The 25,147-nt window shown below is 26.2% G+C and carries 24 protein-coding genes and 1 tRNA gene; 9 read left to right on the top strand and 16 right to left on the bottom strand.

Going from position 1 to position 25,147, the window contains the following annotated elements:
* The 7 genes from PMT9312_RS06985 to PMT9312_RS06950 form a co-directional block, all read right to left on the bottom strand.
* Nucleotides 1–762, bottom strand: a complete 762-nt coding sequence (locus tag PMT9312_RS06985; RefSeq protein WP_011376897.1) for an SDR family NAD(P)-dependent oxidoreductase — start codon at nucleotides 760–762, stop codon at nucleotides 1–3.
* Nucleotides 759–1,511, bottom strand: coding sequence for an SDR family oxidoreductase (locus tag PMT9312_RS06980; RefSeq protein ID WP_196218495.1), 753 nt, complete (start codon nucleotides 1,509–1,511; stop codon nucleotides 759–761). Before PMT9312_RS06980 ends, PMT9312_RS06985 begins: the two co-directional genes overlap by 4 nt.
* Before the next feature lie 6 nt (nucleotides 1,512–1,517).
* Nucleotides 1,518–2,201, bottom strand: coding sequence for an acylneuraminate cytidylyltransferase family protein (locus PMT9312_RS06975; RefSeq protein ID WP_011376895.1), 684 nt, complete (start codon nucleotides 2,199–2,201; stop codon nucleotides 1,518–1,520).
* Entirely contained in the window at nucleotides 2,198–3,013 is an 816-nt protein-coding gene (locus tag PMT9312_RS06970) for a sugar phosphate isomerase/epimerase family protein (protein ID WP_011376894.1), read from the bottom strand. Before PMT9312_RS06970 ends, PMT9312_RS06975 begins: the two co-directional genes overlap by 4 nt.
* Complete coding sequence (locus tag PMT9312_RS06965) at nucleotides 3,006–3,914, bottom strand: D-sedoheptulose-7-phosphate isomerase (RefSeq protein WP_011376893.1); 909 nt, start codon at nucleotides 3,912–3,914, stop codon at nucleotides 3,006–3,008. The genes PMT9312_RS06970 and PMT9312_RS06965 overlap by 8 nt, the downstream gene beginning before the upstream one ends.
* Nucleotides 3,914–4,783 carry an N-acetylneuraminate synthase family protein gene (locus tag PMT9312_RS06955; protein WP_011376892.1) on the bottom strand — a complete coding sequence of 290 codons (870 nt, stop codon included), beginning with the start codon at nucleotides 4,781–4,783 and terminating at the stop codon, nucleotides 3,914–3,916. Before PMT9312_RS06955 ends, PMT9312_RS06965 begins: the two co-directional genes overlap by 1 nt.
* A 286-nt stretch (nucleotides 4,784–5,069) precedes the next feature.
* On the bottom strand, nucleotides 5,070–6,167 hold the full coding sequence (locus tag PMT9312_RS06950; RefSeq protein WP_036924336.1) for a hypothetical protein: 1,098 nt from the start codon (nucleotides 6,165–6,167) through the stop codon (nucleotides 5,070–5,072).
* A gap of 65 nt (nucleotides 6,168–6,232) precedes the next feature.
* On the opposite strand from PMT9312_RS06950, the gene PMT9312_RS06945 reads away from it, so the two are divergent.
* On the top strand, nucleotides 6,233–6,973 hold the full coding sequence (locus PMT9312_RS06945) for a hypothetical protein (RefSeq protein WP_011376890.1): 741 nt from the start codon (nucleotides 6,233–6,235) through the stop codon (nucleotides 6,971–6,973).
* 19 nt (nucleotides 6,974–6,992) lie between these two features.
* Here PMT9312_RS06945 and PMT9312_RS06940 read toward each other — a convergent pair whose 3' ends face one another.
* The 6 genes from PMT9312_RS06940 to PMT9312_RS06915 form a co-directional block, all read right to left on the bottom strand.
* A complete protein-coding gene (locus PMT9312_RS06940) occupies nucleotides 6,993–7,718 on the bottom strand; it encodes a sulfotransferase family 2 domain-containing protein (RefSeq protein WP_011376889.1) in 726 nt (241 codons plus the stop codon).
* A 491-nt stretch (nucleotides 7,719–8,209) separates the two neighbouring features.
* Nucleotides 8,210–8,722 (bottom strand): type II secretion system protein, encoded by a 513-nt coding sequence (locus tag PMT9312_RS06935; protein WP_011376888.1) that lies wholly within the window; start codon nucleotides 8,720–8,722, stop codon nucleotides 8,210–8,212.
* A 170-nt stretch (nucleotides 8,723–8,892) separates the two neighbouring features.
* Nucleotides 8,893–8,965 (bottom strand) — tRNA-Ala (locus PMT9312_RS06930).
* A gap of 296 nt (nucleotides 8,966–9,261) precedes the next feature.
* A complete protein-coding gene (locus tag PMT9312_RS09375; RefSeq protein WP_011376887.1) occupies nucleotides 9,262–10,305 on the bottom strand; it encodes an acylneuraminate cytidylyltransferase family protein in 1,044 nt (347 codons plus the stop codon).
* A gap of 1 nt (nucleotide 10,306) precedes the next feature.
* Nucleotides 10,307–11,872: an N-acetylneuraminate synthase family protein gene (locus tag PMT9312_RS06920; RefSeq protein WP_011376886.1), complete on the bottom strand. Its 1,566-nt coding sequence runs from the start codon at nucleotides 11,870–11,872 to the stop codon at nucleotides 10,307–10,309.
* 549 nt (nucleotides 11,873–12,421) lie between these two features.
* Complete coding sequence (locus PMT9312_RS06915) at nucleotides 12,422–13,690, bottom strand: hypothetical protein (protein WP_152556511.1); 1,269 nt, start codon at nucleotides 13,688–13,690, stop codon at nucleotides 12,422–12,424.
* Nucleotides 13,691–14,555: 865 nt separating this feature from the next.
* Here PMT9312_RS06915 and PMT9312_RS06905 point away from each other — a divergent pair.
* The 6 genes from PMT9312_RS06905 to PMT9312_RS06880 all read left to right on the top strand — a co-directional run bounded on the left by PMT9312_RS06905 (nucleotide 14,556) and on the right by PMT9312_RS06880 (nucleotide 21,340).
* The gene (locus tag PMT9312_RS06905; protein ID WP_011376883.1) at nucleotides 14,556–15,176 is read left to right on the top strand and encodes an SIS domain-containing protein; all 621 of its coding nucleotides are present in this window, start codon (nucleotides 14,556–14,558) and stop codon (nucleotides 15,174–15,176) included.
* The gene (locus PMT9312_RS06900) at nucleotides 15,173–16,156 is read left to right on the top strand and encodes a hypothetical protein (protein ID WP_011376882.1); all 984 of its coding nucleotides are present in this window, start codon (nucleotides 15,173–15,175) and stop codon (nucleotides 16,154–16,156) included. The genes PMT9312_RS06905 and PMT9312_RS06900 overlap by 4 nt, the downstream gene beginning before the upstream one ends.
* A gap of 4 nt (nucleotides 16,157–16,160) precedes the next feature.
* Nucleotides 16,161–17,399, top strand: coding sequence for an HAD-IIIA family hydrolase (locus tag PMT9312_RS06895; RefSeq protein ID WP_196218494.1), 1,239 nt, complete (start codon nucleotides 16,161–16,163; stop codon nucleotides 17,397–17,399).
* A 52-nt stretch (nucleotides 17,400–17,451) separates the two neighbouring features.
* Nucleotides 17,452–18,405 (top strand): NAD-dependent epimerase/dehydratase family protein, encoded by a 954-nt coding sequence (locus PMT9312_RS06890; protein WP_011376880.1) that lies wholly within the window; start codon nucleotides 17,452–17,454, stop codon nucleotides 18,403–18,405.
* 48 nt (nucleotides 18,406–18,453) lie between these two features.
* Nucleotides 18,454–19,332 carry a glycosyltransferase family A protein gene (locus tag PMT9312_RS09370; RefSeq protein WP_011376879.1) on the top strand — a complete coding sequence of 293 codons (879 nt, stop codon included), beginning with the start codon at nucleotides 18,454–18,456 and terminating at the stop codon, nucleotides 19,330–19,332.
* A gap of 277 nt (nucleotides 19,333–19,609) precedes the next feature.
* Nucleotides 19,610–21,340 carry an ABC transporter ATP-binding protein gene (locus PMT9312_RS06880; RefSeq protein WP_011376878.1) on the top strand — a complete coding sequence of 577 codons (1,731 nt, stop codon included), beginning with the start codon at nucleotides 19,610–19,612 and terminating at the stop codon, nucleotides 21,338–21,340.
* Here PMT9312_RS06880 and PMT9312_RS06875 read toward each other — a convergent pair.
* Genes PMT9312_RS06875 through PMT9312_RS06870 form a run of 3 tightly spaced genes read right to left on the bottom strand, consistent with a single transcriptional unit; the run spans nucleotide 21,327 to nucleotide 23,090 of the window.
* On the bottom strand, nucleotides 21,327–21,710 hold the full coding sequence (locus tag PMT9312_RS06875; protein WP_011376877.1) for a hypothetical protein: 384 nt from the start codon (nucleotides 21,708–21,710) through the stop codon (nucleotides 21,327–21,329). The two genes, PMT9312_RS06880 and PMT9312_RS06875, sit on opposite strands and share 14 nt — an antisense overlap.
* Complete coding sequence (locus PMT9312_RS09365) at nucleotides 21,695–22,696, bottom strand: hypothetical protein (RefSeq protein WP_011376876.1); 1,002 nt, start codon at nucleotides 22,694–22,696, stop codon at nucleotides 21,695–21,697. The genes PMT9312_RS06875 and PMT9312_RS09365 overlap by 16 nt, the downstream gene beginning before the upstream one ends.
* 55 nt (nucleotides 22,697–22,751) lie before the next feature.
* The gene (locus tag PMT9312_RS06870) at nucleotides 22,752–23,090 is read right to left on the bottom strand and encodes a phosphomannose isomerase type II C-terminal cupin domain (RefSeq protein ID WP_011376875.1); all 339 of its coding nucleotides are present in this window, start codon (nucleotides 23,088–23,090) and stop codon (nucleotides 22,752–22,754) included.
* A gap of 106 nt (nucleotides 23,091–23,196) precedes the next feature.
* Here PMT9312_RS06870 and PMT9312_RS06865 point away from each other — a divergent pair, with 106 nt between their 5' ends.
* Both PMT9312_RS06865 and PMT9312_RS06860 read left to right on the top strand, forming a co-directional pair.
* The gene (locus PMT9312_RS06865) at nucleotides 23,197–23,529 is read left to right on the top strand and encodes a nuclear transport factor 2 family protein (protein WP_011376874.1); all 333 of its coding nucleotides are present in this window, start codon (nucleotides 23,197–23,199) and stop codon (nucleotides 23,527–23,529) included.
* Between the two features lie 46 nt (nucleotides 23,530–23,575).
* Complete coding sequence (locus tag PMT9312_RS06860; RefSeq protein WP_052039064.1) at nucleotides 23,576–25,141, top strand: phosphotransferase; 1,566 nt, start codon at nucleotides 23,576–23,578, stop codon at nucleotides 25,139–25,141.
* Nucleotides 25,142–25,147 lie beyond the last annotated feature (6 nt).

The raw sequence follows: 25,147 nt of genomic DNA, 5'->3' as shown, positions 1-25,147 counted from the left end.
CTAAGTATAAGTTGATTGGCCACCATCAATTTTAATACATGAACCATTTATAAATGATGCTAAGGGAGATGATAAAAATACTGCAAATTTAGATATATCAGATGGGGTTCCAAATCTTCTGGATGGAACTTTTGTTTTTAATAGTTCATCAATATCAATTTTACCTTCTTTTTGTATTCTGTCCCACGTACCACCTTTAAAGAAAATATTACCTGGAGAAATGCAATTTACTCTATAGTAAGGGGCTAATTTCCAAGATAAATCTTTGCATAATCTCACTAATGCAATTTTTGAAACTGAATATTCAGTTGGGCAATTAATAAAAAGGTTAGATGCTATTGATGCAGTTAGAGTAATAAAGTAATCCGAATTTTTTGGATCTCCAAAAATTTTTCGTGTAGACTCTACAAAAATTTTTGCCAATAATCTGTTGGCAAAATAGTTAACTTGCCACATCTTGATAACATCATCTTTATTTTGAAAAGCATTATTAGACGATCTACCAGTACCAACAAAAGATATAAACCCTGATGGCTTTCTGTTTTTCATTAAAAATTCAAAGGTGGCTTTAATAGAATCTTCTGATTCGTAATCCAATAAATGTACATCAAAGTATTTTGAATATTCAATATATTTTGATTCATTTTGAGTTAATATTGAAATTTCTGCACCTTCAGAAATTAAGTCTTTTACAGTTTCTAGACCAATACCCCCAAGTCCTCCAGCTATTATTATAAATTTATCTTTTAAATCTAAATTCATAATCCTTTTGATAACCACCCACCATCAACATTTATACCTGTTCCAGTGATATAGCTACTTTCATTAGATAATAAAAAAATTACTGGTCCTATTACATCTTCTATAGAGCCCCACCTTTTTAGGATTGTTCTTTCACTTCTTTCTTTATTCATTTTTTTATCATTGTATGAATCCTTACTCATTGGTGCATTTATATATCCTAAATTTAAATGGTTCACTCTTATTCTATCTCTAGATAAATCTACAGCTAATGCTCTCACTAAGGCGTTTATTCCTGCTTTTGATGTTTGGTATCCAGGATTCCCTGGGAATCCCAATTCAGAACCAATACTAGAGATAAAAATAATTGAAGCATCTTTCGAAATATAAGGACTTACAGTATATAGAAGTTCATAAACAGAAATTAGATTTATATTATTAATTAATTCAAACTTCCTAGGGTTTTGTGTAAATTTCTGCTTATTAGAAGTGTTTTCTTTATTATCAAATGTTTTGGGAGATTGACTTATTGCTGAATTTACGACAATTCCATCAAAAAATAAGTTATTTTGCTCGATATATTTATTTAAATATAAGATATCTTTATTGTTTGAGATATCAACTCTTAGATAATTAAAATCAGCATTTATATCAGACCTAGCAATTCCAAGAATATCAGCTTTTCCCTCTTTCAATTTGATTGATATTTCAAGACCAATCCCCCTAGAGGCCCCCACGACTAATACACGTTTATTTTTTACAGAAAACATACTCATTTATTTGATATTGAGTTTCTGCAAGATTTTTTCTACAATAAAAATATCACTATAGTGATCTATTTGGAACATTTTTAATTTGTCCATTTTACATATCCCTATTCTTCCATAAAGCCTATTATTAAATTTTTTTATGCCACAAGGTTTAAATAAATAAAAAGAGCCATTTTCTAGATAATTATTTACCTTAATATCTTGCCTTCTTAGTCGTTTTTGAAAGTCATAATTTATTGGCTCCAATTTATTATTTTCATTTTTCCAGATTAAAAAGTCATTTAATTCTACAGCCGAAAATATTGAATCATATTTATTACTGCTTGCAATTTCTAGTCCATTCTTAATGTCAAATGTTTCTCTAATTGGAGATGTTAATTGAGGGGCAAATATCCAGTCATTGCTATCATCTAAATTGTCAATATTATCAATAGCATGTAACCAAGCCGATTCTGATGTAGAACAATCATGGGCAATATCTAAGGGCCTTTTAATTAATTTAGAACCTTCATCTCTCGCAACAGATAAGATTTCATCATCATCAGAACTTGTATAAATTTCTTCTATACCTGCACTAAAACACTGTCTTATAGTAAAACTAATTAAAGGAATTTTATTTATTTTTAAAAGATTTTTCTTTGGAATCCCTTTGGATCCTCCTCTGGCCAAAAGAATTGCAACAAACTTCATATTTTTAAGTCTAAGAAATATTGATATTGCTTTTTGAAAATTGAAATACCTTCTGTGTCTCTATATGCTTGGAAAGTAATAACACCATTATAATTATTCTCAATTATGAATTTCTTTAAGAACTTTAGATTAGCATTACCTTTCCCTAATTCGACAGAAAATCCATTTAGTAATCTATCTTTTATATGAATATTTGTAATTTTATTGCCTAATATATTTAATTCTTCAAAAATTGAATATCCTAATGAAGCACTATTACCTGAATCATAATTAATAGTAATAAAATCATTATCAAATTTATCTATAAAATCTCTAAAATTTTCTGGTTCTAAATCAGTTTCTAGAGAAAGGTTAATATTATTATCAGAACAAATTTCTTCAAACGAATTTAAAAATTCAATAACTTTTTCTCTATCTATTTTAGTTTTTAATTTGGAATTATCCACAAATGGAATAACTATATCTGAACCCCCTAATTTTGATAAATTAATAATTAATCTTGAAAGAATTTTTTGAAAGATAATCTTTTCTTCTCTATTAGCACTTTGGATTGGCGCATTCATAAAGAAATCTGCACATATACTGCTTGTCTTTATTCCAGTCTTTTTTTGAATATTTATTACTTCTTCTAAATTTGAATAAATTGGATTCTCATTATAAAGATATAAATCAAAAATAAACTCAATATTTTTCAAAAATAATTTAGATGCAATATCGTATTCTTTTTGCCAATATCCTAAAGGATGTGATTGATATTGATCTTTGAACTTGGGAAGTAATCTTCCTTGCATCACTCCAAAATTATTATTCATGATTCAAAAAATTTTGTTCTGCTAATTTGCAAATTATATGACCAAGAGTAATATGTAGTTGTTGAATAATAGCTGTATTATCAGAAGGGACCTTTATAATATTAGAAAATAATTCAGAACATAATCCACCATCTTTGCCAGTAAAGATAAAGTAATTAATAGAATTTTCTTCACATTTTTTTAACGCATTAATAATATTTTGACTATTTCCACTTGTTGAAAAAGCTAAAAATAAATCATTAGAATTTCCAAGAGCATCTAATTCCCGGGAAAAAATATTTTCAAACCCGTAATCGTTGCCAATAGCTGTAGTAGAACTTGAATTGGTACCTAATGCTATTGCAGGCAGTGGATTTCTATCTGTTAATAATTTAGAAATAAATTCTGCACTTAAATGCTGAGCATCTGCGAAACTACCTCCATTACCTGCAAAAATAATTTTACCTCCTTTTTTAAGACACTCTTGACATAATTTAGAGACTTTTTCTATAGAACTGATAGAAGAATGATTTTCTAAAAAATTTTCTAGTGTATTAATACTTTTGATGATTTCTTGTTTTATAACATTTCCATAGTTCTTATCATTTAATGGGATACTTGTGTTCGCCCAATTGTATGTAAGGGCATTTTTACCTTTATCATCTATGTAAAAGTCCCCTTCTGGTTTCCCTAAGATTAATTCGTGATATTTTGCTCCCCATGTATCAAGTTGTTTTTTTGTAAGATCATGCCAATCTATACCTGTGCCAGAACCTCTTGCTGTGAAATATTTAATATAATTACCATTTTCATATAAAGAGTTTACTTTTAAAATATTTTCCAAAAAAGGTTCAGCTTTTTTATATTCACCATATGTATTTGTACAAATAGTTCCATCAATATCAAAAACGTAAGTTTTCATTATTTTTTCCAATATCTTAATTTATTGGCAATTGTTTTTTCTGCTTCTATTATCTTCTTTTCTCCGTCTCCAAGAAGAATAGGTATTTTTCTACAAATAGAGACTAATTGTCTAAAGCCTTCTTCTTGTAATGATGCTGATTGATCACTACCATACATTGACCTATCTAGTGTTATGTGTCTCTCTATAGCGCATGCTCCTAATGTTGCTGCTATTACAGATGGAGAAACTGAAACTTCGTGACCACTATATCCAACAGGGAGCTTAAATTTATTCTTAAGCATGTTGATACATTTTAAATTTAAATCAGATTCTAAGGAGGGGTATGTGCTTACAGTATGCATAAGCATCAATTCACATGAATGCCTCTTAAAAATTTCCACTATTTTTTCAATATCTTCAATTTCTGTCATCCCAGTTGATGCAAAAGTAGGAGTACCTTCAGATGCTACAAATTCAACAAAATCTAAGTTTGTAGCCATAGCAGAGGCTATTTTATTGAATTTAAATTTAAACCTTCTCATTTCTAATTGACTTTTTTTGTCCCAAGAAGAGGCAAACCAATCAATATTCTTCCCTTTGCAATATTTATCTAGCTCTTCATATTGTGTTAAAGAAAATTCAAGACCCTCTTTTTGTTCTCTTTGAGTATTTCCCCATGGGCTTTCTCTGGCTTGATCTAAAATCTCTTTCGAATAAACTGTGTTAATATCTCTCTTTTGGAACTTTACTGCATCACATCCACAATCTACAGCTTGATCTATCAACTTTTTAGCTAAATCAATTGAACCATTATGGTTAATTCCTATTTCAGCTATCAAGTAAATATATTTATCAAAACCAAGTTGATTGAAATTAACAATATTCATCGAAATTATTATTTAACGATAATGTATTTTAACTTTAATCTCCCACTTATCAAAGTAAATCTTCTAAATAGTTTTAATAATGTAAAAACAAATCATTAATAAGTGTTTTCATGACTTATAAGAATCTCATATATGATTCAGTAAAAGACTTTAACTTTATTTAAATCTAAAAATCGACCTAGCACTAAAAGTTATTCGTTGTAATTAATTCAAAAAGAAAGGATGATAATGATTGAACAAAATATATTTCAAGATTCAAAGATATTCTAAAAACGAATAGATCCAATTAATTATTTTTAATTCTATTGTGAATAAAATCTAATCCAAAATCGGAAATAGTATGCAACTTATTTTTGTAGTCATAGATAACATCAAATTCTCCATCACTAATAGTTTTTAGCGTATTTTTCACCGCACTTAAATAGTATTTCCCATTGTCCCCATAACGACAACAAGGATCGTAATAATTAAAAATTTGGTTTTGTACTCTCCCTTTACCAGTTGAACCCAGAATATATAAATCAAGATAATTAAATTTTTGGTAGAGAAGGCTATCTCTAGTCATAACAGTCATAGATTTTGCATTTCTTATTGCAAGTGGTAGAGGGGCTGCTACAGGAAAACTATGTTTAATCCTTTCCTCAATAGAAGCCATAAGTATAGTAGTCCAACCTCCCCCGGAGATCCCTGTCATAGAGATACTATCAAAGGGCAAATCCATGCTGGCCTGATTAATAAAAGCAATAATTGGCTCTAAAAAATATCTGAAATAATTACCATTCGTTGGTCGAAAATATTTTAATTTCCAAAGCTCATCTAACATTAGTTCTCCATTGTTTTTAGATTCAACTAAAGGTTTACTATTTAGACCTTTTAAGGGTAATGACACTGCAATAATTGTATAACCCTTTTCAAGGAAGAAAGTTATGTTTTTGATCCCATTATAAAAATCACCTGCATGGCCTTGACTATAAATAATTAATTTTTTGTTGTTTTTTATTGGATTAAATTTGTAAGCAATCGAAGTGATCCCATATTCCATCGTGTGAGCATATTTATCAATACTTTTTAGGTTTTTTAGTTTTTTGTACCTTTCATCAGTGATTGATTTCTTAACCTCGGGTAATAACCCAGATAGATCTTCTCCACCAAAAATGAAATTTCTCAGATTTTTCCTGGTTTGATTAAGATCATCTTTATTTTTTATTTGAATAATTTTGTATGCATCAAAATTTTTTTCTTTTATCTTAGGAACAAGATAAATTGGCATGAAAAAACTCTTTAAATATGAATAATATGGTTCAGGCTTTTTAAAAGTAAATATGACCATAGATGTAGCTCCAAAGAAAAACAATATAAAATATCCAAAAATTCTTTTAACCATTTTTTATTCAATATAGTATTATTTCCTTAATAGTTAAAGGAAAGGAATCAAAGAAAAGCTCAATTATGTTTAGATATTTTATTTATAAAGTCAAAAAATATATTAAAAGAAGTATTTTTTACATTCATTTTATTGCAATTAAAGATTATTTAGTTATCCCCAAAAACTCTACAATAATTGTACACATCGGCAAAACAGGCGGCTCTTCATTATTTAAAAGCCTTAAATTATTAAATTTATTTCATATATATAAGGTAGTCCATGTAAGAAAAGTTATTTATAGAAAAGATTTAAAATATATAATTCTGATAAGAAATCCTATTAATAGAACAATATCGGCATTTAATTATAGATATAAAAATCTTATTATCTTAAAAAGGAATGAAGATAGATTTTTTAATGAGAAAGCAATTCTAAAAAAATATAAATCATTAAATAATCTTGCAGAAAATTTATATTTTAAAAATGGCCGACTAAATAAGAAAGTCTCTGAAGAATTTAAAAGTATTCACCATCTTAATGAGGATATAAATTTTTACTTAAAAGATTTATTAAAAAAATGTAGTTCAAAACAAATTCTTTCTGTGATCACACAAGAGAATTTATACGAAGATGCTTTAAAGACGTTTAATATAGAATGTCATGCAAAGGAAAAAGTTGGTAATAATTCATTAAATCAAATTCATTTAACAGATTTTGCTAGTTACAATTTAAGGGAATATCTAAATAAAGATTATCTACAGATTGAGAAACTTTATAAAATGGGTAAATTATCAAATAAAAATTATAAAAGTCTAATTTGCTAGTTATAAAAAAATTGATTTTTTATTCTTTTTTAAGAGGAGAAATAGTTTCATACAATTCAAAATCTTTTTTATATATTTGTTGAATTTTTTTTATTTGAAACTTATTTGGAGAAAATGAACCTTTTTGTTGATTCTCATGCAATTTAACAAATTTTGAATCTACATTTTTGTTAATAATTTTCTTTAGGACATAATTAATTCCTTCTGTAAAATCATCTAGTTTAAATACTTTTGATAAAAGTAAATCCCCATTAATATCTGTTATGTCATCCCACATTGGATTTGTATGGGTAGTGAAATGTAAATCTATGGGTTTAAAATTTGAATTGCTATATTTTCTATTGGCAATTAGTTCTAAAAAGTAATCGAAGGCATACGAATCGCTTAAAAAAATCTTTTTTGATTTCAATGATGTATAAACTCTATTCCTAAAATTCTTTTTCCAAAAGAGATAGTAAAACATACTAATACATCTATCAATTGGCTCTCTGCAAAATGCAAAAGAAAACATTGAATCCCAATTCTCTTTATATAAATATTCCTTAGCGAAAAGAGCTCTTTTAAATTGATAGTTCCCTAAGTTTATTCTGTAATTATTTAATATGTCATTATATTCACTATAATTTGCTTGGACAAAGTTTTTTGGCTTATGCCCCCTGTCTACTTCTACGTAATAGGGTTTTAAAGCTCTCCTAACAGAGATCCCTGCCGATTTTTTGATATGCAACCAAAAAAATTGTTTCATTAAATTTATTGATAATAATATCTTATATTCATATTCTTAATTTTTGAAATTTAATCTATTCATTTCTAAAAAAAATAATGAGCATTAGAAAGATTTACTTTAATTTTAATAGAGATTGATACTATTTAGTAAAGTTTACTAATTTAGTAAATCCACATATTTATTTTCAGTAATTTCTGAAAGGTATTGTATTATAAATAGTCTTAGATAATTTATGTTTGTATACATAGAAAATATAAAATATAAAACAGGTTATATCCTCTAATTCTAATAATAAATAGAGAAAATATTAATGGAGCCAAGGGGATTTGAACCCCTGACCTCCTGCATGCCATGCAGATCACCAATCAAGCTATAACTAGCTATTACAACTGTTTTTGCCAATTTGGTCGCAGGGGTGGTCGCAGGGATAACAACCTTAATAATGTCTTATAGAAATACTTTTTTATCTTTGAAAGTAATTTTTAAATATCTTCTTCTATAGTCAGTAGTCACCAGCTTGAAGTTTCTTCATTGCAATGTCTTGGTTTGTTGTAAGCATTTATTTGTAAGACGCAGGTTTTTTCATATTCTCCAGTGGAAGAATTATACATTATTTCAAAATGAGGATAATGATAACCTGTCTCATCTCCAAGTCCTTGAATTGAAGTTGATTTAGCAGAAAGTCGCATACATGAAGAATATTCTCTTGTTGGAGTAGCTGAGGATATTGTTGTGTTGTAGGTAAATCCATCATGATCCCCATAATCAATTCCATATGAATCTTCATATGGATTTAATGTCATTCCCATACCTATATCAGAGAATGTTGGATTATCTAAATCATTTATTTCAGAATATTCAACACATTGTCTAACTATTGATGTTATCAAATTCTTTGCATGGTTAATCTTAAAGTCTTTTATAAAATCTGATATTTTCGGAAAAGATATTAAAGCTAATAAAGAAAAGCCAGAAATCACTACTACTAATTCTTGAATAGAAAAACCATTATTTTTATTCATAACCTTTATAAAAAATAAACAAATTAATTAATAATTATTTGTATTAAAAAGCTTGGTCGCAGAGATGGTCGCAGAGAACGTATTTTTATACATATTTAGACATAAAAATACACTATGTAAAATGGTTTAAAATCATTCAGACTAGTTGGTATAACTAGTGAAAATCCTGATGGAGCCAAGCGGACTCGAACCGCTGACCCCCTGCATGCCATGCAGGTGCTCTACCAGCTGAGCTATGGCCCCGAAATAATATTTCTATATTAACCATCTCGAAGGTAATATAGAAACTATGTTAATTTAAAAATTAAATTATAAAAATAAAATTGAAGATTTTGCTTCAGAAGGAGGGGATTTTCTAAAGAAGTTTATGAAAAATTTCTAAATACATATCAGATATTATTTTATATTAATTTTAACTAATGCAATTCATACTTCATAAGCAAATTTTAGAACATTTTTAATTTAAAATATAAGTTAATAAAAAAAATAACTTAAGAAATAAAAATGTTTAATTTATTATATAAATCAAAATTGGTTAATTAAATATTGAAAATCTTTTTTAATCTCCTTAAAGATATAAAACGGTCATCTACATAAAAATCTGAGCCAGGTTTTTTGAAAATTAATTTGTCATAAGGTACATTATTATTTTCTAGTTGTTTTTTTGTTACTTCAAACCAATTCTTTCCAGTTTTAGTACCTCTTGCGGTTTGTAAAATAATTACAAATCCTTTATTTTTTAATTTAGATAAAATTTCAATAGCTCCTTTATTGGGAATTGCATTAGAGTAATTTCCATCTGAAGTTCTTGAAAAAAGAAGTCCATCAATATCAAAACATATTTCATATTGTTTTCCCTTCTTTTTATTATTAAAAACATCTAATTGATCTAGTGCACTATATGCATGAGGCAAATCAAAATATTCATCTATATCAGCATTCACATTACCAAATTCATATTTTAAACAATAACTTCCCCATAAATTTCCAGATAATATATTTTCGATTTTATAAATATCCAGAGCTGCCGTTTGGGCATAAATATTTTTGCATTTTTGAGAGGGCATTGATGATGAAATATTAAAAATATCATTATCAAGTCCAATTAATCTTGACGAATCTTCATCATCTTCTATTAAACATTTCTGATAAAACAAATCTAGTTTTTCAACACTTTTTAAGCTAGTTGCTCTTTCATTTAATAAAAGTAATTTATATGCATCATCAATATTTTTTTCGGAAATTGCTGGATAAGTTGGTCTTAAGTGAATAACATATTTATAATCAAATCCTTTTATTTTTAATTTTTGAATAACTTCTTTTAAAACATCAATATCAGTTGATTTATCAGTTGAATTTTTCTTTGATCTTAACCCAATATCTATAAATTTACCCTTTTTGCTAAAACTATTTAAATAATCTGAAGAATCTGTTGATACTACAATGTCATCTATACTTTTAGATAATTCGGCAAAATCATAAACATTTTGTATGAGAGACTTCGAATTAAATGTAAGAAGATTTTTATTTTTTATTCTTTTTGAACCTGATCTGCAGGGTATAAATCCGAGAACTTTTGACATCTCATTCGTCAAAATGATCAAAGTGAAGATTAACTAAAGTTTTTCTTTTACCTCTTGGCAAATCATTAATTTTAGTGTCTTCATAAATTGAATCATCCGCAATACTGGTAGTAGAGAGTTCTTCAATAATACAATCAGTAATAGCTCTAAAAGAATGCTTTACTCCAGATCTTACTAAAGCTTCTTCTCCACATTTGATAATTTTCTTTTGACCATCAAGAATAAGCTCTAGTTCACCATGCAGGACTCGAAATGTTTCCTCTTTTACATCATGAAATTGAGTTGGATGATTTTGACCTTCAGTCATGATAATTAACTTTTTACAGTAGCTCCGGTTAATTATATTTATAAGGCAACAACCATATTTATTCAATTTTTCAATTCCATAATGATGAGATACCTCTATCTCAACATCATCTGGAACGTATTCACCATATTGATTAATGATACCTCTTATTTTATGAACATATTCCTTCAGACTTATTGATTTGGATATTTGAATTTGCGTTTTATCATAAGTAAGTCTTGCTCCTGATATTAGATTTTGATTAGCTATGAAACAATTATCAATTGATGCAATCTCAGAAGCTGAAATTTGATTTTCTTGTATAGGGAATTTAAAACTACAATCACTAAGATTAATCTTATCGCCAATTTTAACTTCATTTTTCAAAAATACACCCCTTTGGAGAGTTTTTAAAGATTTATATTCAACTTGATTTTTATATGAATAGTCCTTAGCTTTGCCTAATGAGGTCAAAGTTTCATCAAGTACTTTTAGCCATTTATAAATAGAAGAGCTGCTAACACTGTAAGTATTAATATTAATATCTTTTTCAGTGTCTTCTTTACCTATATGCCTCTCAATAGAAACAGCTCCAAGAGCTATTGCCAAGGAGGAAATACTATGATTATCAGGATCTTCATGACCTGAGTATCCAATCTTTGCTAAAGGATATCTTTCCTTAAATATATTAATTGTATTTAAGTTTAAATCTTTTATTGGTGCTGGATAGATTCCGCAACAATGCATAATAGTAAATTTATAAGGTATTCTATGAGCAAAATATGAATAGATATCATCCACTTCTTTTAGATTTCTTCCACCAGTAGAAATTGTGACAGGTTTATTCTGGTTTGCCACTTCTCTCAACAAACTCCATTCGGTGCAAGAGCAACTAGCAATTTTATATTCTTCGATCCCAAATCTTTCAGCTTTATTAACTGAAGCCTCATCAAATGGTGTAACAATTGTTTTAAAACCTTTATCTCTTACCATATTTAAAATTTGAAGCCATTGTTCATCTAAAAGAGCAGTTTCTTTAAATCTAGAAATATGTTTATTTTGAGAGGGGTCTATGCTTTCATCTATAAAAGTTGGTAAATCTCTAAATTGAAATTTAATTAAAAACTCAAACTTATCGGCAAATGTTTTGCTGGCAGAAAATATATCATCAAGTATATTTTTAAAGTGATCCACACTGCCTTGATGGTTATTTGCTATTTCAAATATGATCCTAATTTTATGATTAATTTCATTATTGAAATCTATCCTTTTGGATATCATTAACCTTAATTTTCAAATATCGATATTCTAACATAAACTAATTTTTGTTAATAGTATGTAATTTAGTGCAAATAACAATAGTTACGTTTCTTTGTATATGATCTATTTTGAGAATATTTTTTTAGGTAAGTTATCAAAATACTTTGAAACATTATTGTTCATTTTTATTTGTAATTAATACAAAAAGTTAAAGTGTGAAATTAAATAATAATTTTCAATGGAAATAAAAAAAATTTATCAAATGGGCTCAGATAAATATATTTAAATAATTGCAGAAATTTAAATAAGTCATAATTGTTCTATAGAAATAGCAAAAAATTAATAGATAATTCAATTGAAACTGGATGGGATGCAGTGAAATTCTAAAAAAAGATATAAATACAGTCTAATCTTCAGAAATTCTTAATCAACCAAGAAAAAGTACTTGGGGTTCAACTTAGAGAGATCAAAAAAATGGATTGGAATTTACTATTAAAGATTATGAAATATTAGACGAAATATATAAAACATAATTATATTTGATTTTTATTTTTGATATTTTTAATAATCTTAATCCAGATAAATATTGTTATTTGAATCTATACTATATGGAATCTTTTTTTTAAGCATATATTTAATTAATATTTCATTAGTTAATTTTTTATTTAAAATTTTTCTTGGATACAATAAAAATCTGAGATAATCTTTTAAATTCTTTGAAATTCTTATTAATAAATTAAAAAAGTAAGTATAAAAAAATAAAATTTTATTTTTTTTAAGAGGCTCAAATAAATTTGAAATCAATAATTCATAGTTTATTTGTTTTTCTATATTAGATAAAAAAGGAGTTACAATTTTCTTTGCTGATTTTATATTTCTTTTTTTAAAAGAATAATATTCATTTTTATCTTCATTTAATTTTTGCAGATAATCAGTGTCAATTTGAGAGCTAAGATCAGACCATATATTTTCAAAACTAGGTTTAATCAATATTGAGGGGACATCCTGTATAAGTCCATCTAATACTGTTTGACATCCACATTGCGCCATTAAAAAGGATCTTGAAATGTCATAAGCAATATCATTTTTATTTGAAATTTCAACACCTAATCCTTTTAAATCCCTATAATAATTATCAGACTCAAAGGGATGTGTTCTTAAAATTATGTCTTTAGGTTTGAATAGATTCTTATCAATCAACTCTTTTACAAAGTTAATCAAAGATTGACGCATAGCACTTAATTCTATACAACGTTTAATAAATTCAATTTTAGATAATTTCTTTTCAATATTAACCCATATTTTGTAGTCACTTTCTAATGAGCCATATCTTGGGTCAATTATTGGAAAATTTGTATTTATCAAAATTTTATTATTTTTTTTTCTGGAAATTTTTAAATTTTTATAATATTCGTATCTTATACTGCCAATATTTGACGCTACTAATTTATGACCTATTTTTGCACATCTATTATTAATTAGTTTTTTTTGTTCTTCCCCCCATCCCCAAATACCATGAATACATTTTAGAGTTAAGTTATCACAAGAATCAGAATATTCTTTATCACATCTATAAGTTATACCCTCCGTATCATGAATAATATTTTTTATGCCCTTTAAATATGAATATTGAATTAAGAAAGCATTTTGAGGTCTTGCATAGCTCCAAATAATTGCATTAGGTTTTATTTGATTAATTTTTTTTATAGAGATAGATGATGTTGATATGACAAAGTTCTTGAAATTATCCTTTGCTAATAAACTTGCCCACCAAATATAAGCATGCATGTCTCTGCGTGGATGATCTACTACATAAATACACTTAAATTTATTATTCAAATTTCAAAATCAAATTCACATTATTATACATCAATAATACTTTAAGATTAAAATACAGATATTAAAAAATTTCTTTATATTTAGATTTGTCTAATAATAACTGCACCTAGTTCTGCATCTGAACTCTTAATATTACTTATACAAACCTGGATATAGATCACAATTAAAGGCTTTAGAGAGTTGTATGATATGCAGATGCTCTTCCAGCTAATCTATAGCACCTTAGTTTAAATTATAACAAATGTATTTTATTTAAATTTCTACTATAAAATTATTAATTAACTAACCTAATTTTTTATTAAAAAAATGATTTTGGATGCACAAACATTGCTTAAATTGTTTGATAAATCTAATCTTAATAAAAATATTGAAATTACAAAAATCAAAAATACTTTCATGTTCTTTGTTTATAAGCCACAATAAAGATAAGATTATAATCTGAATAAGTATTAAATAAAATGGGAATATTGAGATTTAAGCCATTCGGGAAAGATGTTTATATTTATTTATTTAATGATAGTTGTATTTATTTTTTTAATTCATTAAATATCGAAAAAATCTTAATTTCTTTTGCTTTAGAGATTGGATGTAATTCTGTAAATTTTCAAAAAAGAAATTTTAATAAATTAAACAAAAAGTTTTTATTTCAAATTAACAAAATTAAATTATTCATAATTCAAAAGCAACACATAAATAAGTTAGATTTTTTACTAAAAATATATCAAGAAATACATAAGAACTTTAACTTAAAGAAATTTCGATATTTTGAATATGATTCTTTTAAAAAAGTGGTTAAGTTAATAAACTATAATCTCAAATTGAACAAAATAGGTTTAACTTACGTAAATAATTTTGGTTGTTAAAAATGGAAAGTAAATTTATTAGCTACATTTCAAGGCTTAAAGAGGCTTTAGAAAATCTTGAAGAAAGTAAAATAAATGAACTTTATTATGAAATTAAGAAAAGAATTGATACCAATTTCTCAATTCATTTGATTGGTAATGGAGGAAGTGCTGCTAACGCAAGTCATATCGCTGGAGATTTTACCAAAACTTTTATGATGCTAGGTTTAAGATTAAATATTTTTTGCGCCTCTGATAATAGTTGTTACCTGACAGCAGCATCAAATGATATTGATTATGCGGATGTATACTCAACAATGGTAGATGTGAAATTTCTTAAAGGCGATTTAATAGTTTATTTTTCAGGAAGTGGTAATTCAATTAATCTAGTTAAATGTGCACAAAGAGCCAAAAAATTAGGAATAAAACAAGTTGGGATAGTTGGATATAATGGTGGAAGAATAAAACAATTAGTAGATATCCCTATTCATATAAATATAAATGATATGGAAATATCTGAAGATGTTCAATTAATAGTCTTCCATTATATAAAACAAAATTTTTGTAATAAATTTGAAAAAGATGAGAAATCTTTGATTTCTAATAAATACGATAAAAGAGTTATTGAGGATATTGTTTCATGATATTTATTGGAAAATGCCCATATAGGATATCTTTACTTGGAGGTGGAAGTGATTTAGATTGGTTTGTAGAAGATGAATGCTTTGGAAACTCTATCGGATTTAGTTTAGCTAAATACTCTTACACAGTTATTAATAAAAAGGATAAAAATAGTAAAATTGGCATGCTTAACTATTCTTCTAGAGAAACATATTCGGAAATTGATGAAATAGCTCATCCTCTAATAAGGGAATCTCTAAGATATCTTAAAATAAATAATCTTATTGAGATGAATTCCTATGGATTTGCTTCGGGAGGTGGAGGACTTGGAGGCTCCTCTTCTTTTTGTATATCTTTTTTAGCCGCATTAAATAAAGCCTTCAATTTAAATATTGCAAATAAGGAATTAGCACATATTTGTTCAGAAATAGAAATAAATATTCTTGGTAAACCAATAGGGCGGCAAGATCAATATATTTCTTCTTTGGGAGGTATCAATGCTTTGCTATATAAGCCAAAAGGTCATGTTGAAATTTTAAATCTTTCTAAAAATCATATAGAAGCAATTAAGTTGGTTTCTGATGAATTAATACTTATTCCCTCTTTAAGAACAAGATCTGCAGATAAAGTTTTACATAATTTTAAAAACTCAAATAAAGCAAAAGAATCATTAAAAGATATAAGATCTATTTGCGAAAATTTTTTAAAAACAAATAAGAGTATAAATGAGCTTTATGATCTTTTGAATCATTCAATAAAAGAATCTTGGGAAATAAAAAGAAAAATGAGTAATGTTATGGATCTTGAATTAGAAAATCAATTTAATATTATTAATCAAATCCCAAATAATTGGATAAGACTAATTGGTGCTGGATCAGGAGGTTATTTTTTATTATCTTCAAAGGTAGATATTAATGAGGCGTTATCTTTTTTATCAAATAAAGATATTAAAGCTTTAAAAGTTGAATTGAGCAAAGAAGGTATTTCAGCTTGTGTGGTTTAAAATAATGGATATTACAGCGGTAACCTCTATTGGGGGGAAAGGAACGAGAATCGAATCTATTTCTTATGGTAAACCAAAGGGACTACTTGAAATAAACGGTAAAACAGTTATTTATAAAATTGCTGAGCAAATTGCTTTATGCGGTATTAAAAAGCTATTTCTTTTAAGAGGATACAAAAGTGAATTATTTGATAATGAAATAATAAAAATTGAAAACCAACTTGATTTGGAGATAACTTCTTATATAGAAAAAGAACCGTTAGGTGAATGCGGAGCATTATGGGAAATAAGAAATCAAATTAATTCAAAAGATGTATTGTTTGTACTTGGGGATATTGTTTTTGATGTAGATCTTCAAAGATTTATTGATTTTCATGAAAGACTTGATAGCCAGTTTAGTTTGATAACCCACATTACATCTCATCCAGAAGATTCAGACTTAATTAGGGCCACAAATGGTACTCAAATATCCGATTTTAAATTTAAGAATCAAGAAAAAAATAATAGTTTTAGGGGATTTTTAGGTAATGCCGGAATTTCTTTATTTAATACAGAAATTCTTGATCTTATAAAATCAGATTCAAATATTAAAAATAAAACAGTATTTAGAAATTTAGCTTATGAATTTTTTAAATTGTTTAAGAGAATATATTCTTATAATACTTCTGAATATATTAAAGATATTGGTACTCCAGAGAGGTTAAAAAAAGTAATTGAAGATGATAAAAATAATCAAATAAAAGAAAAAAATTATAAGTTTAAACAAAAATGCTTATTTCTTGATAGGGATAATACTTTAATAAAATGCACGAAAGGTAATTATATTCTTGATCCAAATGATATTCAAATAAAAAAAGATAAAATTTCAAAGATTATTAATTTACGAAAAAATTTTGATTTATGCATAGTTATCACTAATCAGCCACAAATTTCTATGGGTCTTTTGAATTTAGAAACTTTATATGATATTAATAGTTTATTAATTGTAAGGTTATTAGATTTGGGTTTAAAAATAGACGAAATTTCTTATTGCCCGCATCATCCGCATAAAGGTTTTCAGGGGGAGATATCCATTCTTAAAGAAGATTGTTTTTGTCGCAAACCTAATCCAGGAATGATCTTTCAGCAAACTTTTTTGAGAAATATTGATTTAAAGAGTTCTGTTTTAGTGGGAGATAGTAAATCTGATATGTTGGCTGCTATGAATTCCGGAATGAAATTTATAGATATTGAAGATTTATAGATACCTTAATAATAAATTTGATATAGTGTAAAATTATAAATTATAAATAAAATTGAAGAAAAATTTTTTGATTACCGGTGGTGCTGGTTTTATAGGTTCTAACTTAATTAATAAACTTCTAGAAATTCCAGAAAATAATGTTTTTGTATTTGATAATTTATCAACTGGTAGAAAAACAAATCTTAAACTGGATAATAAAAATTTAAATTTTTATAATATAGATCTAAAAACTCCATATAGAGATTGGCCTCAATTAAAAGAAATTGATACTTTATTTCATTTCGCTGCAAATGCAGATGTAAGAGGTGGTGAGATTAATAGAGATATTGATTTTTATGAGAATGTTATTGTGACAAAAGCTATTTGCGATTATGCCTCGAAAAATAAAATAAAAAAGGTGGCCTTTTCTAGTAGTGCAACAGTATATGGAGAGCCAAATATATTTCCTACTCCTGAGAATTATTCTTCAACTCAAACTTCTGTATATGGAGCAAGTAAATTAGCGGGAGAAGCATATCTTCAGGCTTATTCAGAGTACTTGGATTTTAAAGTAACTATATTTAGATTCGTTTCTTGGGTTGGTTATGGTTATTCTCATGGTGTAATTTATGATTTTGTAAATAAATTACTTAAAAATCCAAATGAACTTTTTATTTTAGGTGATGGGAATCAAAAAAAATCATACCTTGATGTTAGTGATGGAGTTAATGGCGTCTTAAATTTAAATGATTTAAATCAAGAAAATTGTAATATTTTTAATTTGGGTCATACTGAGATTATCGATGTAAATAGTTTGGCAAGAATTATATGTAAGAAATTGGATTTGATAAATATTAAATTTAATTATTCTGGGGGTGAAAGAGGCTGGAAGGGTGATTCTCCTTTAGTACATTTAGACATTTCTAAAGCTAAAAAATATGGTTGGTCCCCTAAAGTTGATATAAAAACCGCAATCTCCAATACTGTTGATTATCTTTTAAGTGACAGAAGAAATTTATATAGATAATATGAAGAATTTTAATAAATTTTTTTGGTTGAATTTGCAAATTAAACAATGAATATCTTTTTTTCAATAATAATCCCAGTTTTTAATAGGCCATTTGAAATATTAGAAGCTTTTGAAAGTATTAAATTACAAAAAAAATCAAATATAGAAGTCTTAGTTATTGATGATTCTAATGATGATACAAGTAAAAATATAAGCGACTTTATTTATTTAAATAGTTCTATTAAAATTAAACATATTAAACCAACAAAAAGAGCAGGGGTTAGTAAATCTAGAAATATTGGCATAATTTCATCTATAGGAAATGTTATTTTGTTCTTAGATTCAGATGATAAATTAATAATTGGAGCTCTTGATCATGTAGAGAAAGCTTTTATTAAATATAAAAATTTAGATCTATATTTTGGTTCTTGTATATATAAGTCCTCAAGAAGCAATCATTATTCTGATAAACAATTGCCAAAAATAGGTTACTATTCTGACTATATTAAAAGTATAAATCAACCTGAGATGTTGCCTGCTTTTAGATGCGAAAGTGAAATAAGGAACAATTTTTTGTATGACGAAAGTCTAACTGGATTTGAGCATATTCTTTACTTAAGAATTCTTAAAAATGGAGGTATCTTTTATCGAGATCCTAATTTTGTAAGGTTATATGATGATGAAGGTGATGATAGGTTATGTATAAGTAATCCAAAAAATTATAAAAACATGAGAAAAGGGTACCTAAAGTTAATCAGGATATTTGGATTTGATTTTTGCAGGTATAATATAAAAATCTTATTATTATACTTTGTAAAAATAATTATATATAATAGACTAATTGACCATAAAAGATTACTTTCTATTTCTAATATTTTAGGGATTTTAACCATACCAGTTCCAAAATTTTTTATAAAGCAATTAATATCTTTCTCAAAAAAATAATTACATCCAATATTTATAGCAAAATTTTATATTATGATATTTAAAAAAAAATTACATTATGGAATTAAGTTTTAAAGAAATAAAATTGATATTTTTAAATTTTCAAGTTGTGTATTTAAAAAATATTATTTAGAGTTTAAAACAATTGAAATTCTAATTTATAATTTTTGCAAAAATTAAATGCTACCTTTTTAAAGCTTTACTAAAATTGAAAAAACTATAAATTGACATAATATATTGAAAATGGTGATAAATTTCCTTAAAGAAAATTGATTTTATGTATAGTTATTTAAACAAATATCAAATCTTTAGGATTTTTAATGAATATGTATCTCATATTCCTAAAAAGAGAAACAAATTAATAATATTTTCTTTTGCTCTAATTTTTATAACAGGTTTTTTTGAATTAATAAATGTTGCTAGTTTATTGCCTGTTTTAAAAAGTTTTACCGCTTCAGAAGATTTAAATAATCTACAAATTTATAACTTTATTTTTCAATTATTTAATATAAATACTAATAATTCCAAAATAATTTGTACCACATTAATTTTTATATTCTTAATTTTAATTTCCAATACAATTAAGATATTAACCTTTTATTTAAATGCAAGGATTGCAGCAGTAATTGGTAGTGATTTGTGTAGTAAGGTTTATCAAAATGCCATTTGCCAACCCTATTATTATCATTTGTCAAAAAATACCAATGATATAATTTCGAATATAATAACTGGTTCTCAAATAATTGTAAGTGTAGTTAATACAGTCTTAAGAAGTGTTCTATCTATTATTACTTTTATATTTGTATTAATTGCTCTTTTTTGGATAAATGGGAAAATTGCTATTTTTTCTCTAACTATATTTAGTTTGATTTATATAATAATAATGTTTTACTTTAAGACAATATTAAAAAATAAAAGTGCAAAAATATATAAAATTAATGTAAAAATTGTAAAGCTCATACAGGAAAGTTTTGGGAATATTAAAGATATAATATTAGACAATTCTCAGAACTTTTTTATAAAAGATTATCGTCAAGTTGATTTAATTAAGAGGAAACAAGAAGCTGAAATTGATTTACTTGGTAGGCTGCCTTTTTATTTTATTGAGGCATTGGCTTTGATTTCTATAGTATTAATAGGATTATTTCTAGCAGTATATTTAAATGATTCATATATTCTGCCTATTTTAGGATCAATAGGACTAGGTCTTCAAAGATTGTTAAGGTCTTTTCAAGAACTTTATCAGGGATGGGTATTTGTTCAAGGCAGAATTAAAATATTAACTAGTTTTCTACTTTATTTAAATCTTAAAACTAATAAATATTTGTTATTCAGTGATAAGGAAAGGTTTGATTTTCAGAAATCGATAATTTTGAAAAATGTCTTTTTTAAATATAATGAGAATTTAATATTAGAAAATTTTAATTTAGAAATAAATAAAGGAAAAATTATTGGTATTAAGGGTAGAACAGGCCGAGGAAAGAGTACACTAATAAACTTAATTATGGGTTTGCTTATACCTACTAAAGGAGAAGTATTGGTTGATGGAGTAAATATAAATGCTGTTCAAAATGAAAGGATAAAGATGAAATATTTTAATTCTATTTCTCATGTATCTCAAGATATTTATTTATCAAATTTATCATTTGCCGAAAATATTGCATTCGGAGTGCCATACGAACAGATTGATATAAATAGGGTAAAAAATGCAGCAAAAAAAGCTTTTATATACGATTTTATTAATTCAACAATTGATGCTTTTAGGACAACTGTAGGAGAAAGAGGAATAAATTTAAGTGGAGGCCAAAAACAAAGGATAGGTATAGCTAGAGCACTTTATAAAGGTTCTACTATTTTAATTTTAGATGAAGCTACAAGTTCTCTCGATTATCATACAGAAGAATTAGTCATTAAAAATATCCAATCTAATGATAATTGTTTAACAGTTATCATGATTGCTCATCGATTAAGCACTTTAGATAAGTGTGATTTGATTATTGAGCTTTAATGTCATTAAGGAAAATATCAACGTCTGATAAACTTTTTATTTGTAAGTTATTTAAAGCTTTATCATCTATTAATAAATCATAATGGACCTTACCCATAATTAATTGGTCATAATTAACTCCCCATTCTCTTAATTGCCTAGTTGTAATATCAAATAAATTATCATAAATCAAGTCTCTATTACCTTTGAAAACTGTCATGCCTCTGGAAGTATAGATTATAATTTTATAACCTTTACTCTTGCATTTATTCAATATATTTATCATTGATTTTATTGGTTTGCATGATTTATATTTTTCTATATCTCCTTCATTTGAAGTCCTATAACAAAGAACATCATCTAGATCAAAAGCAATTACTTTATTTTGCATAAGATTGATTTAATTCTGTTTTTGATAGATAGTTTAATTCTTGAATCCAATTCAGGATATTTTTTCTTAATGTCAATAACAATATCACTTGAGTAAATGTAATGACCAGATATTTTTATTAACAATTCATTTTTTTCTTCAATTATTTTATTCTGCTTTTCTAAAGGTATCCATTTCTTCCATTGCCCTGACTGCAAACATTTATTAAATAATTTTTTAAAAGTTTCATTATCAGAAACTAATTTTATTTGTTCTAAAATACAAGTTGACTCAATAAAACCCATCTCGGGCGCAATGTTAATTGCATTTAAACCTAAATCAAATTTTCTTTTTATATCAGATAATTTTAGATAATCTCCATTATGTTCCTTTGACATTAAGCTGAAATTCTTACAAATAGCTATAAAATCTTTAATTTTTTCTTCATTAAAATTTCCAATATTTTTATTCATTGATAATCTAGTCCCCCCCTGAACAACACCATATTTTATTAAATTGAATTCATCTAATGATAATAAACCAAATAATTTTTCAATAAAATATTTGAATTCTTCAGGGGAATACTTTCTAATCCCTTCCTCTGTTCCAATTTCAAAATTTATATTTTTATTATAAATCACACACTCTTTAATAATATTTTTTGTAGCTATGGCTGCATCATTTATATCTTTATAAGTTTTCCATGGATCTATATGTATGATGTCAAAGTTTTCTTTGACATCATATATTGCTGAATCTAAACCATTATCTTTTATTTTGCCTTGATCTGGACCACAATGATCTCTTTTGATGATGATATTTGGATTTCTTGATTTTACATAATTACTAAACTCTCTTGTGGTCCAATTATTTACATAACCTTTATCATAATCAATTTGTCTACGTGAGGGTATCAAACCAATATTGAATCCCTCATTATTTAATTCAATTACTGAATCAATACAATTTTTACTTATTGGCCCTATATATATCTTTGGTAAAGCCATCAAGCTGTTAATCTTCAAACAATATTATAGCCTCAAAACCTTACTTAATAACTACTTAAACATAATCATTTGATACTCTTACAATGTCATCTTCTCCAAAATATTGCCCTGTCTGAATTTCAATAAAAATTAAATCATTCTTTCCAATATTTTCTACCCTATGTTTTGCCTTAAGAGGGATATAAATATAATCCCCAACTGAAAATTCTTTTTCTTCACCTTCTAGAGTGACTTTTGCTGAACCACTAACAATTATCCAATGCTCACTTCTTTTATAATGATATTGGTAGCTTGGCCTTTCACCCGGTTTAATAATTATCCTTTTAACCTTACAATAAGTTTCATCCAATATGTTTTCAAAAGTTCCCCAAGGTTTATTTTCTATTTTAGGCATTAACTAAAAATAATTTTTTAAATTCTATTATTAAAATATAGAATACCAATAATTGCTTATTAATAATTTAATTTTATATTGTAATTGTAACAATAATCCCTTTTTAATGGACAATATTAAATCCTTAGCGGTTGCTTATTTTAATTTTTTTTCTAATAAAGATATTAGCTCTTTGATAACTATGTTCGACAATCAAATTTATCTAAGAGATTGGGAAATTGAAGCAAAAGGTATAAAGAATGTAGTTGAAGCTAATAAAAATATTTTTAAAAGTGTAGATTCTATCAAAGTTTTTCCAGTGAATTTATACGTAGATGGAAATACGGTTTTGGCTGAGATAAATATTCTAATTAATAAAGAAGAAGAAATAAAAGTTGTTGATATTATTGAATTTAATCAAAATAGTAAGATTGCCAATATAAGAGCTTTTAAGGGATAATTATATATTATTAGAGGATCTATTTTGTCTGATGTACTTTAAAGTTTTGATCCCTTCAGCGGGTTTAGGATCTAGATTAGGCGAATCTTACAAGAATTTAAATAAAGCTCTCGTATCTATAGATAATAAACCTGTAATATCTCATTTAATTGAAAAATTCTCTAAAGATATTGAGATTGTTATAGCTCTTGGACATAAAGGAAATTTATTGAGAGATTACTTACAAATTGCTCATCCCCAAAATAAATTTAAATTTATTTTCGTTGATAATTATTTTGGTAAAGGTTCTGGTTTAGGTTACTCAATTCTCTCATGTAAGAAATACTTGCAATGTCCTTTCATTTTTGCACCTAATGACTCAATAATAATGGAGGATATTCCAGATCCAGATATAAATTGGATTGGTTATGGAAATTCAAAAGATATTGCTAATTATCGTTCTTTATTGTTTCAGAATGATTATGTAGAGAAAATACTAGAAAAAAATACAATTATTTCAAAGGAACAAAAGCCATATATTGGATTGGCGGGAATTAAAGACTATAAATCTTTTTGGGAATATATGGAATCAGGGAAGGAATATGGATCTATTACTACAGGGGAATCATATGCGATTGAGAAATTTTTAAACAATGGTAAATTAATCAAAGCCATACCATTTGATTGGTATGACACAGGTAATCTTGATTCTTTGAATAATGCAAAGCAAAAATTAATTTCTAAAAATTCACCTGTAATACTAGATAAAAATAATGAAGCAATTTGGTTTGTTTCTAATATGGCTATTAAATATAATCTTGATTCTGAATTCATAAGTAATAGGATTATTAGATCTAGAAAATTAAAAGGATTTGTACCTCCAATAGTTGATGAAAAAGAAAACATGTACGCCTATCATTTAATTTCTGGAAATACCATGTCAAAAGTAACAAATAAAGTTATTTTTGAAAAGTTATTAAATTTTTTAGATCAGTTTTGGTGTGAAGAAGAGTTAACAGAAGAAGGTAGAGTAATATTTAATGAAAAATGTTTTAATTTCTATAAAAATAAATCTCTTAAAAGGATTACTCTTTATTTCAATAGATATTCAGAAAAAGATAATGAAGAAATAATTAATGGAGTAAAAGTTCCACCAATAAAAGATATTTTCGGAATGATTAATTGGGATTTATTAACAAATGGAAATCCTACAAGATTTCATGGAGATTTACATTTTGAGAATATTTTATTAAGTGAATCCGGTAATTTTTGTTTGCTTGATTGGAGACAAGATTTTGAAGGATTAACTGATTATGGAGATATTTATTATGATTTGGCTAAATTAATGCATGGCTTAATTGTCTCTCATGAGATTATTAATAAAGGTTATTATTATTTTGAGAAAACTGAAGAGATAGTAAATTATGGTTTTTATAGAAAAAATTCATTAGTAGAAAATGAGAAAACTTTCATAGAATTTATCGCTAGTAAGGGTTTCAACTTATTTAAGGTTAATTTGTTAACTTCATTAGTATTTTTAAATATTGCTCCCCTTCATCATGATCCTTATTCAAAATTATTATTTTATCTAGGAAAATATAATTTATATAAACATATTAAAGGTAATATTTGATTCAAA

This window comes from Prochlorococcus marinus str. MIT 9312 (assembly GCF_000012645.1).
In the GTDB taxonomy this organism is placed as follows: Bacteria; Cyanobacteriota; Cyanobacteriia; order PCC-6307; family Cyanobiaceae; genus Prochlorococcus_A; species Prochlorococcus_A marinus_L.
This window is presented reverse-complemented; position numbering and strand designations above follow the sequence as displayed.

Bases quoted from the DNA above. Each gene is read 5' to 3' on its own strand.
- PMT9312_RS06955 (WP_011376892.1), bottom strand. From the start codon at position 4,783: ATGAATATTGTTAATTTCAATCAACTTGGTTTTGATAAATATATTTAC.
- PMT9312_RS06900 (WP_011376882.1), top strand. From the start codon at position 15,173: ATGATATTTATTGGAAAATGCCCATATAGGATATCTTTACTTGGAGGT.
- PMT9312_RS06895 (WP_196218494.1), top strand. From the start codon at position 16,161: ATGGATATTACAGCGGTAACCTCTATTGGGGGGAAAGGAACGAGAATC.
- PMT9312_RS06985 (WP_011376897.1), bottom strand. From the start codon at position 762: ATGAATTTAGATTTAAAAGATAAATTTATAATAATAGCTGGAGGACTT.
- PMT9312_RS06950 (WP_036924336.1), bottom strand. From the start codon at position 6,167: ATGGTTAAAAGAATTTTTGGATATTTTATATTGTTTTTCTTTGGAGCT.
- PMT9312_RS06970 (WP_011376894.1), bottom strand. From the start codon at position 3,013: ATGAATAATAATTTTGGAGTGATGCAAGGAAGATTACTTCCCAAGTTC.
- PMT9312_RS06945 (WP_011376890.1), top strand. From the start codon at position 6,233: ATGTTTAGATATTTTATTTATAAAGTCAAAAAATATATTAAAAGAAGT.
- PMT9312_RS06865 (WP_011376874.1), top strand. From the start codon at position 23,197: ATGGACAATATTAAATCCTTAGCGGTTGCTTATTTTAATTTTTTTTCT.
- PMT9312_RS09375 (WP_011376887.1), bottom strand. From the start codon at position 10,305: ATGTCAAAAGTTCTCGGATTTATACCCTGCAGATCAGGTTCAAAAAGA.
- PMT9312_RS06980 (WP_196218495.1), bottom strand. From the start codon at position 1,511: ATGTTTTCTGTAAAAAATAAACGTGTATTAGTCGTGGGGGCCTCTAGG.
- PMT9312_RS06935 (WP_011376888.1), bottom strand. From the start codon at position 8,722: ATGAATAAAAATAATGGTTTTTCTATTCAAGAATTAGTAGTAGTGATT.
- PMT9312_RS06870 (WP_011376875.1), bottom strand. From the start codon at position 23,090: ATGCCTAAAATAGAAAATAAACCTTGGGGAACTTTTGAAAACATATTG.
- PMT9312_RS06880 (WP_011376878.1), top strand. From the start codon at position 19,610: ATGTATAGTTATTTAAACAAATATCAAATCTTTAGGATTTTTAATGAA.
- PMT9312_RS06905 (WP_011376883.1), top strand. From the start codon at position 14,556: ATGGAAAGTAAATTTATTAGCTACATTTCAAGGCTTAAAGAGGCTTTA.
- PMT9312_RS06875 (WP_011376877.1), bottom strand. From the start codon at position 21,710: ATGCAAAATAAAGTAATTGCTTTTGATCTAGATGATGTTCTTTGTTAT.
- PMT9312_RS06920 (WP_011376886.1), bottom strand. From the start codon at position 11,872: ATGATATCCAAAAGGATAGATTTCAATAATGAAATTAATCATAAAATT.
- PMT9312_RS09365 (WP_011376876.1), bottom strand. From the start codon at position 22,696: ATGGCTTTACCAAAGATATATATAGGGCCAATAAGTAAAAATTGTATT.
- PMT9312_RS06975 (WP_011376895.1), bottom strand. From the start codon at position 2,201: ATGAAGTTTGTTGCAATTCTTTTGGCCAGAGGAGGATCCAAAGGGATT.
- PMT9312_RS06940 (WP_011376889.1), bottom strand. From the start codon at position 7,718: ATGAAACAATTTTTTTGGTTGCATATCAAAAAATCGGCAGGGATCTCT.
- PMT9312_RS06965 (WP_011376893.1), bottom strand. From the start codon at position 3,914: ATGAAAACTTACGTTTTTGATATTGATGGAACTATTTGTACAAATACA.
- PMT9312_RS09370 (WP_011376879.1), top strand. From the start codon at position 18,454: ATGAATATCTTTTTTTCAATAATAATCCCAGTTTTTAATAGGCCATTT.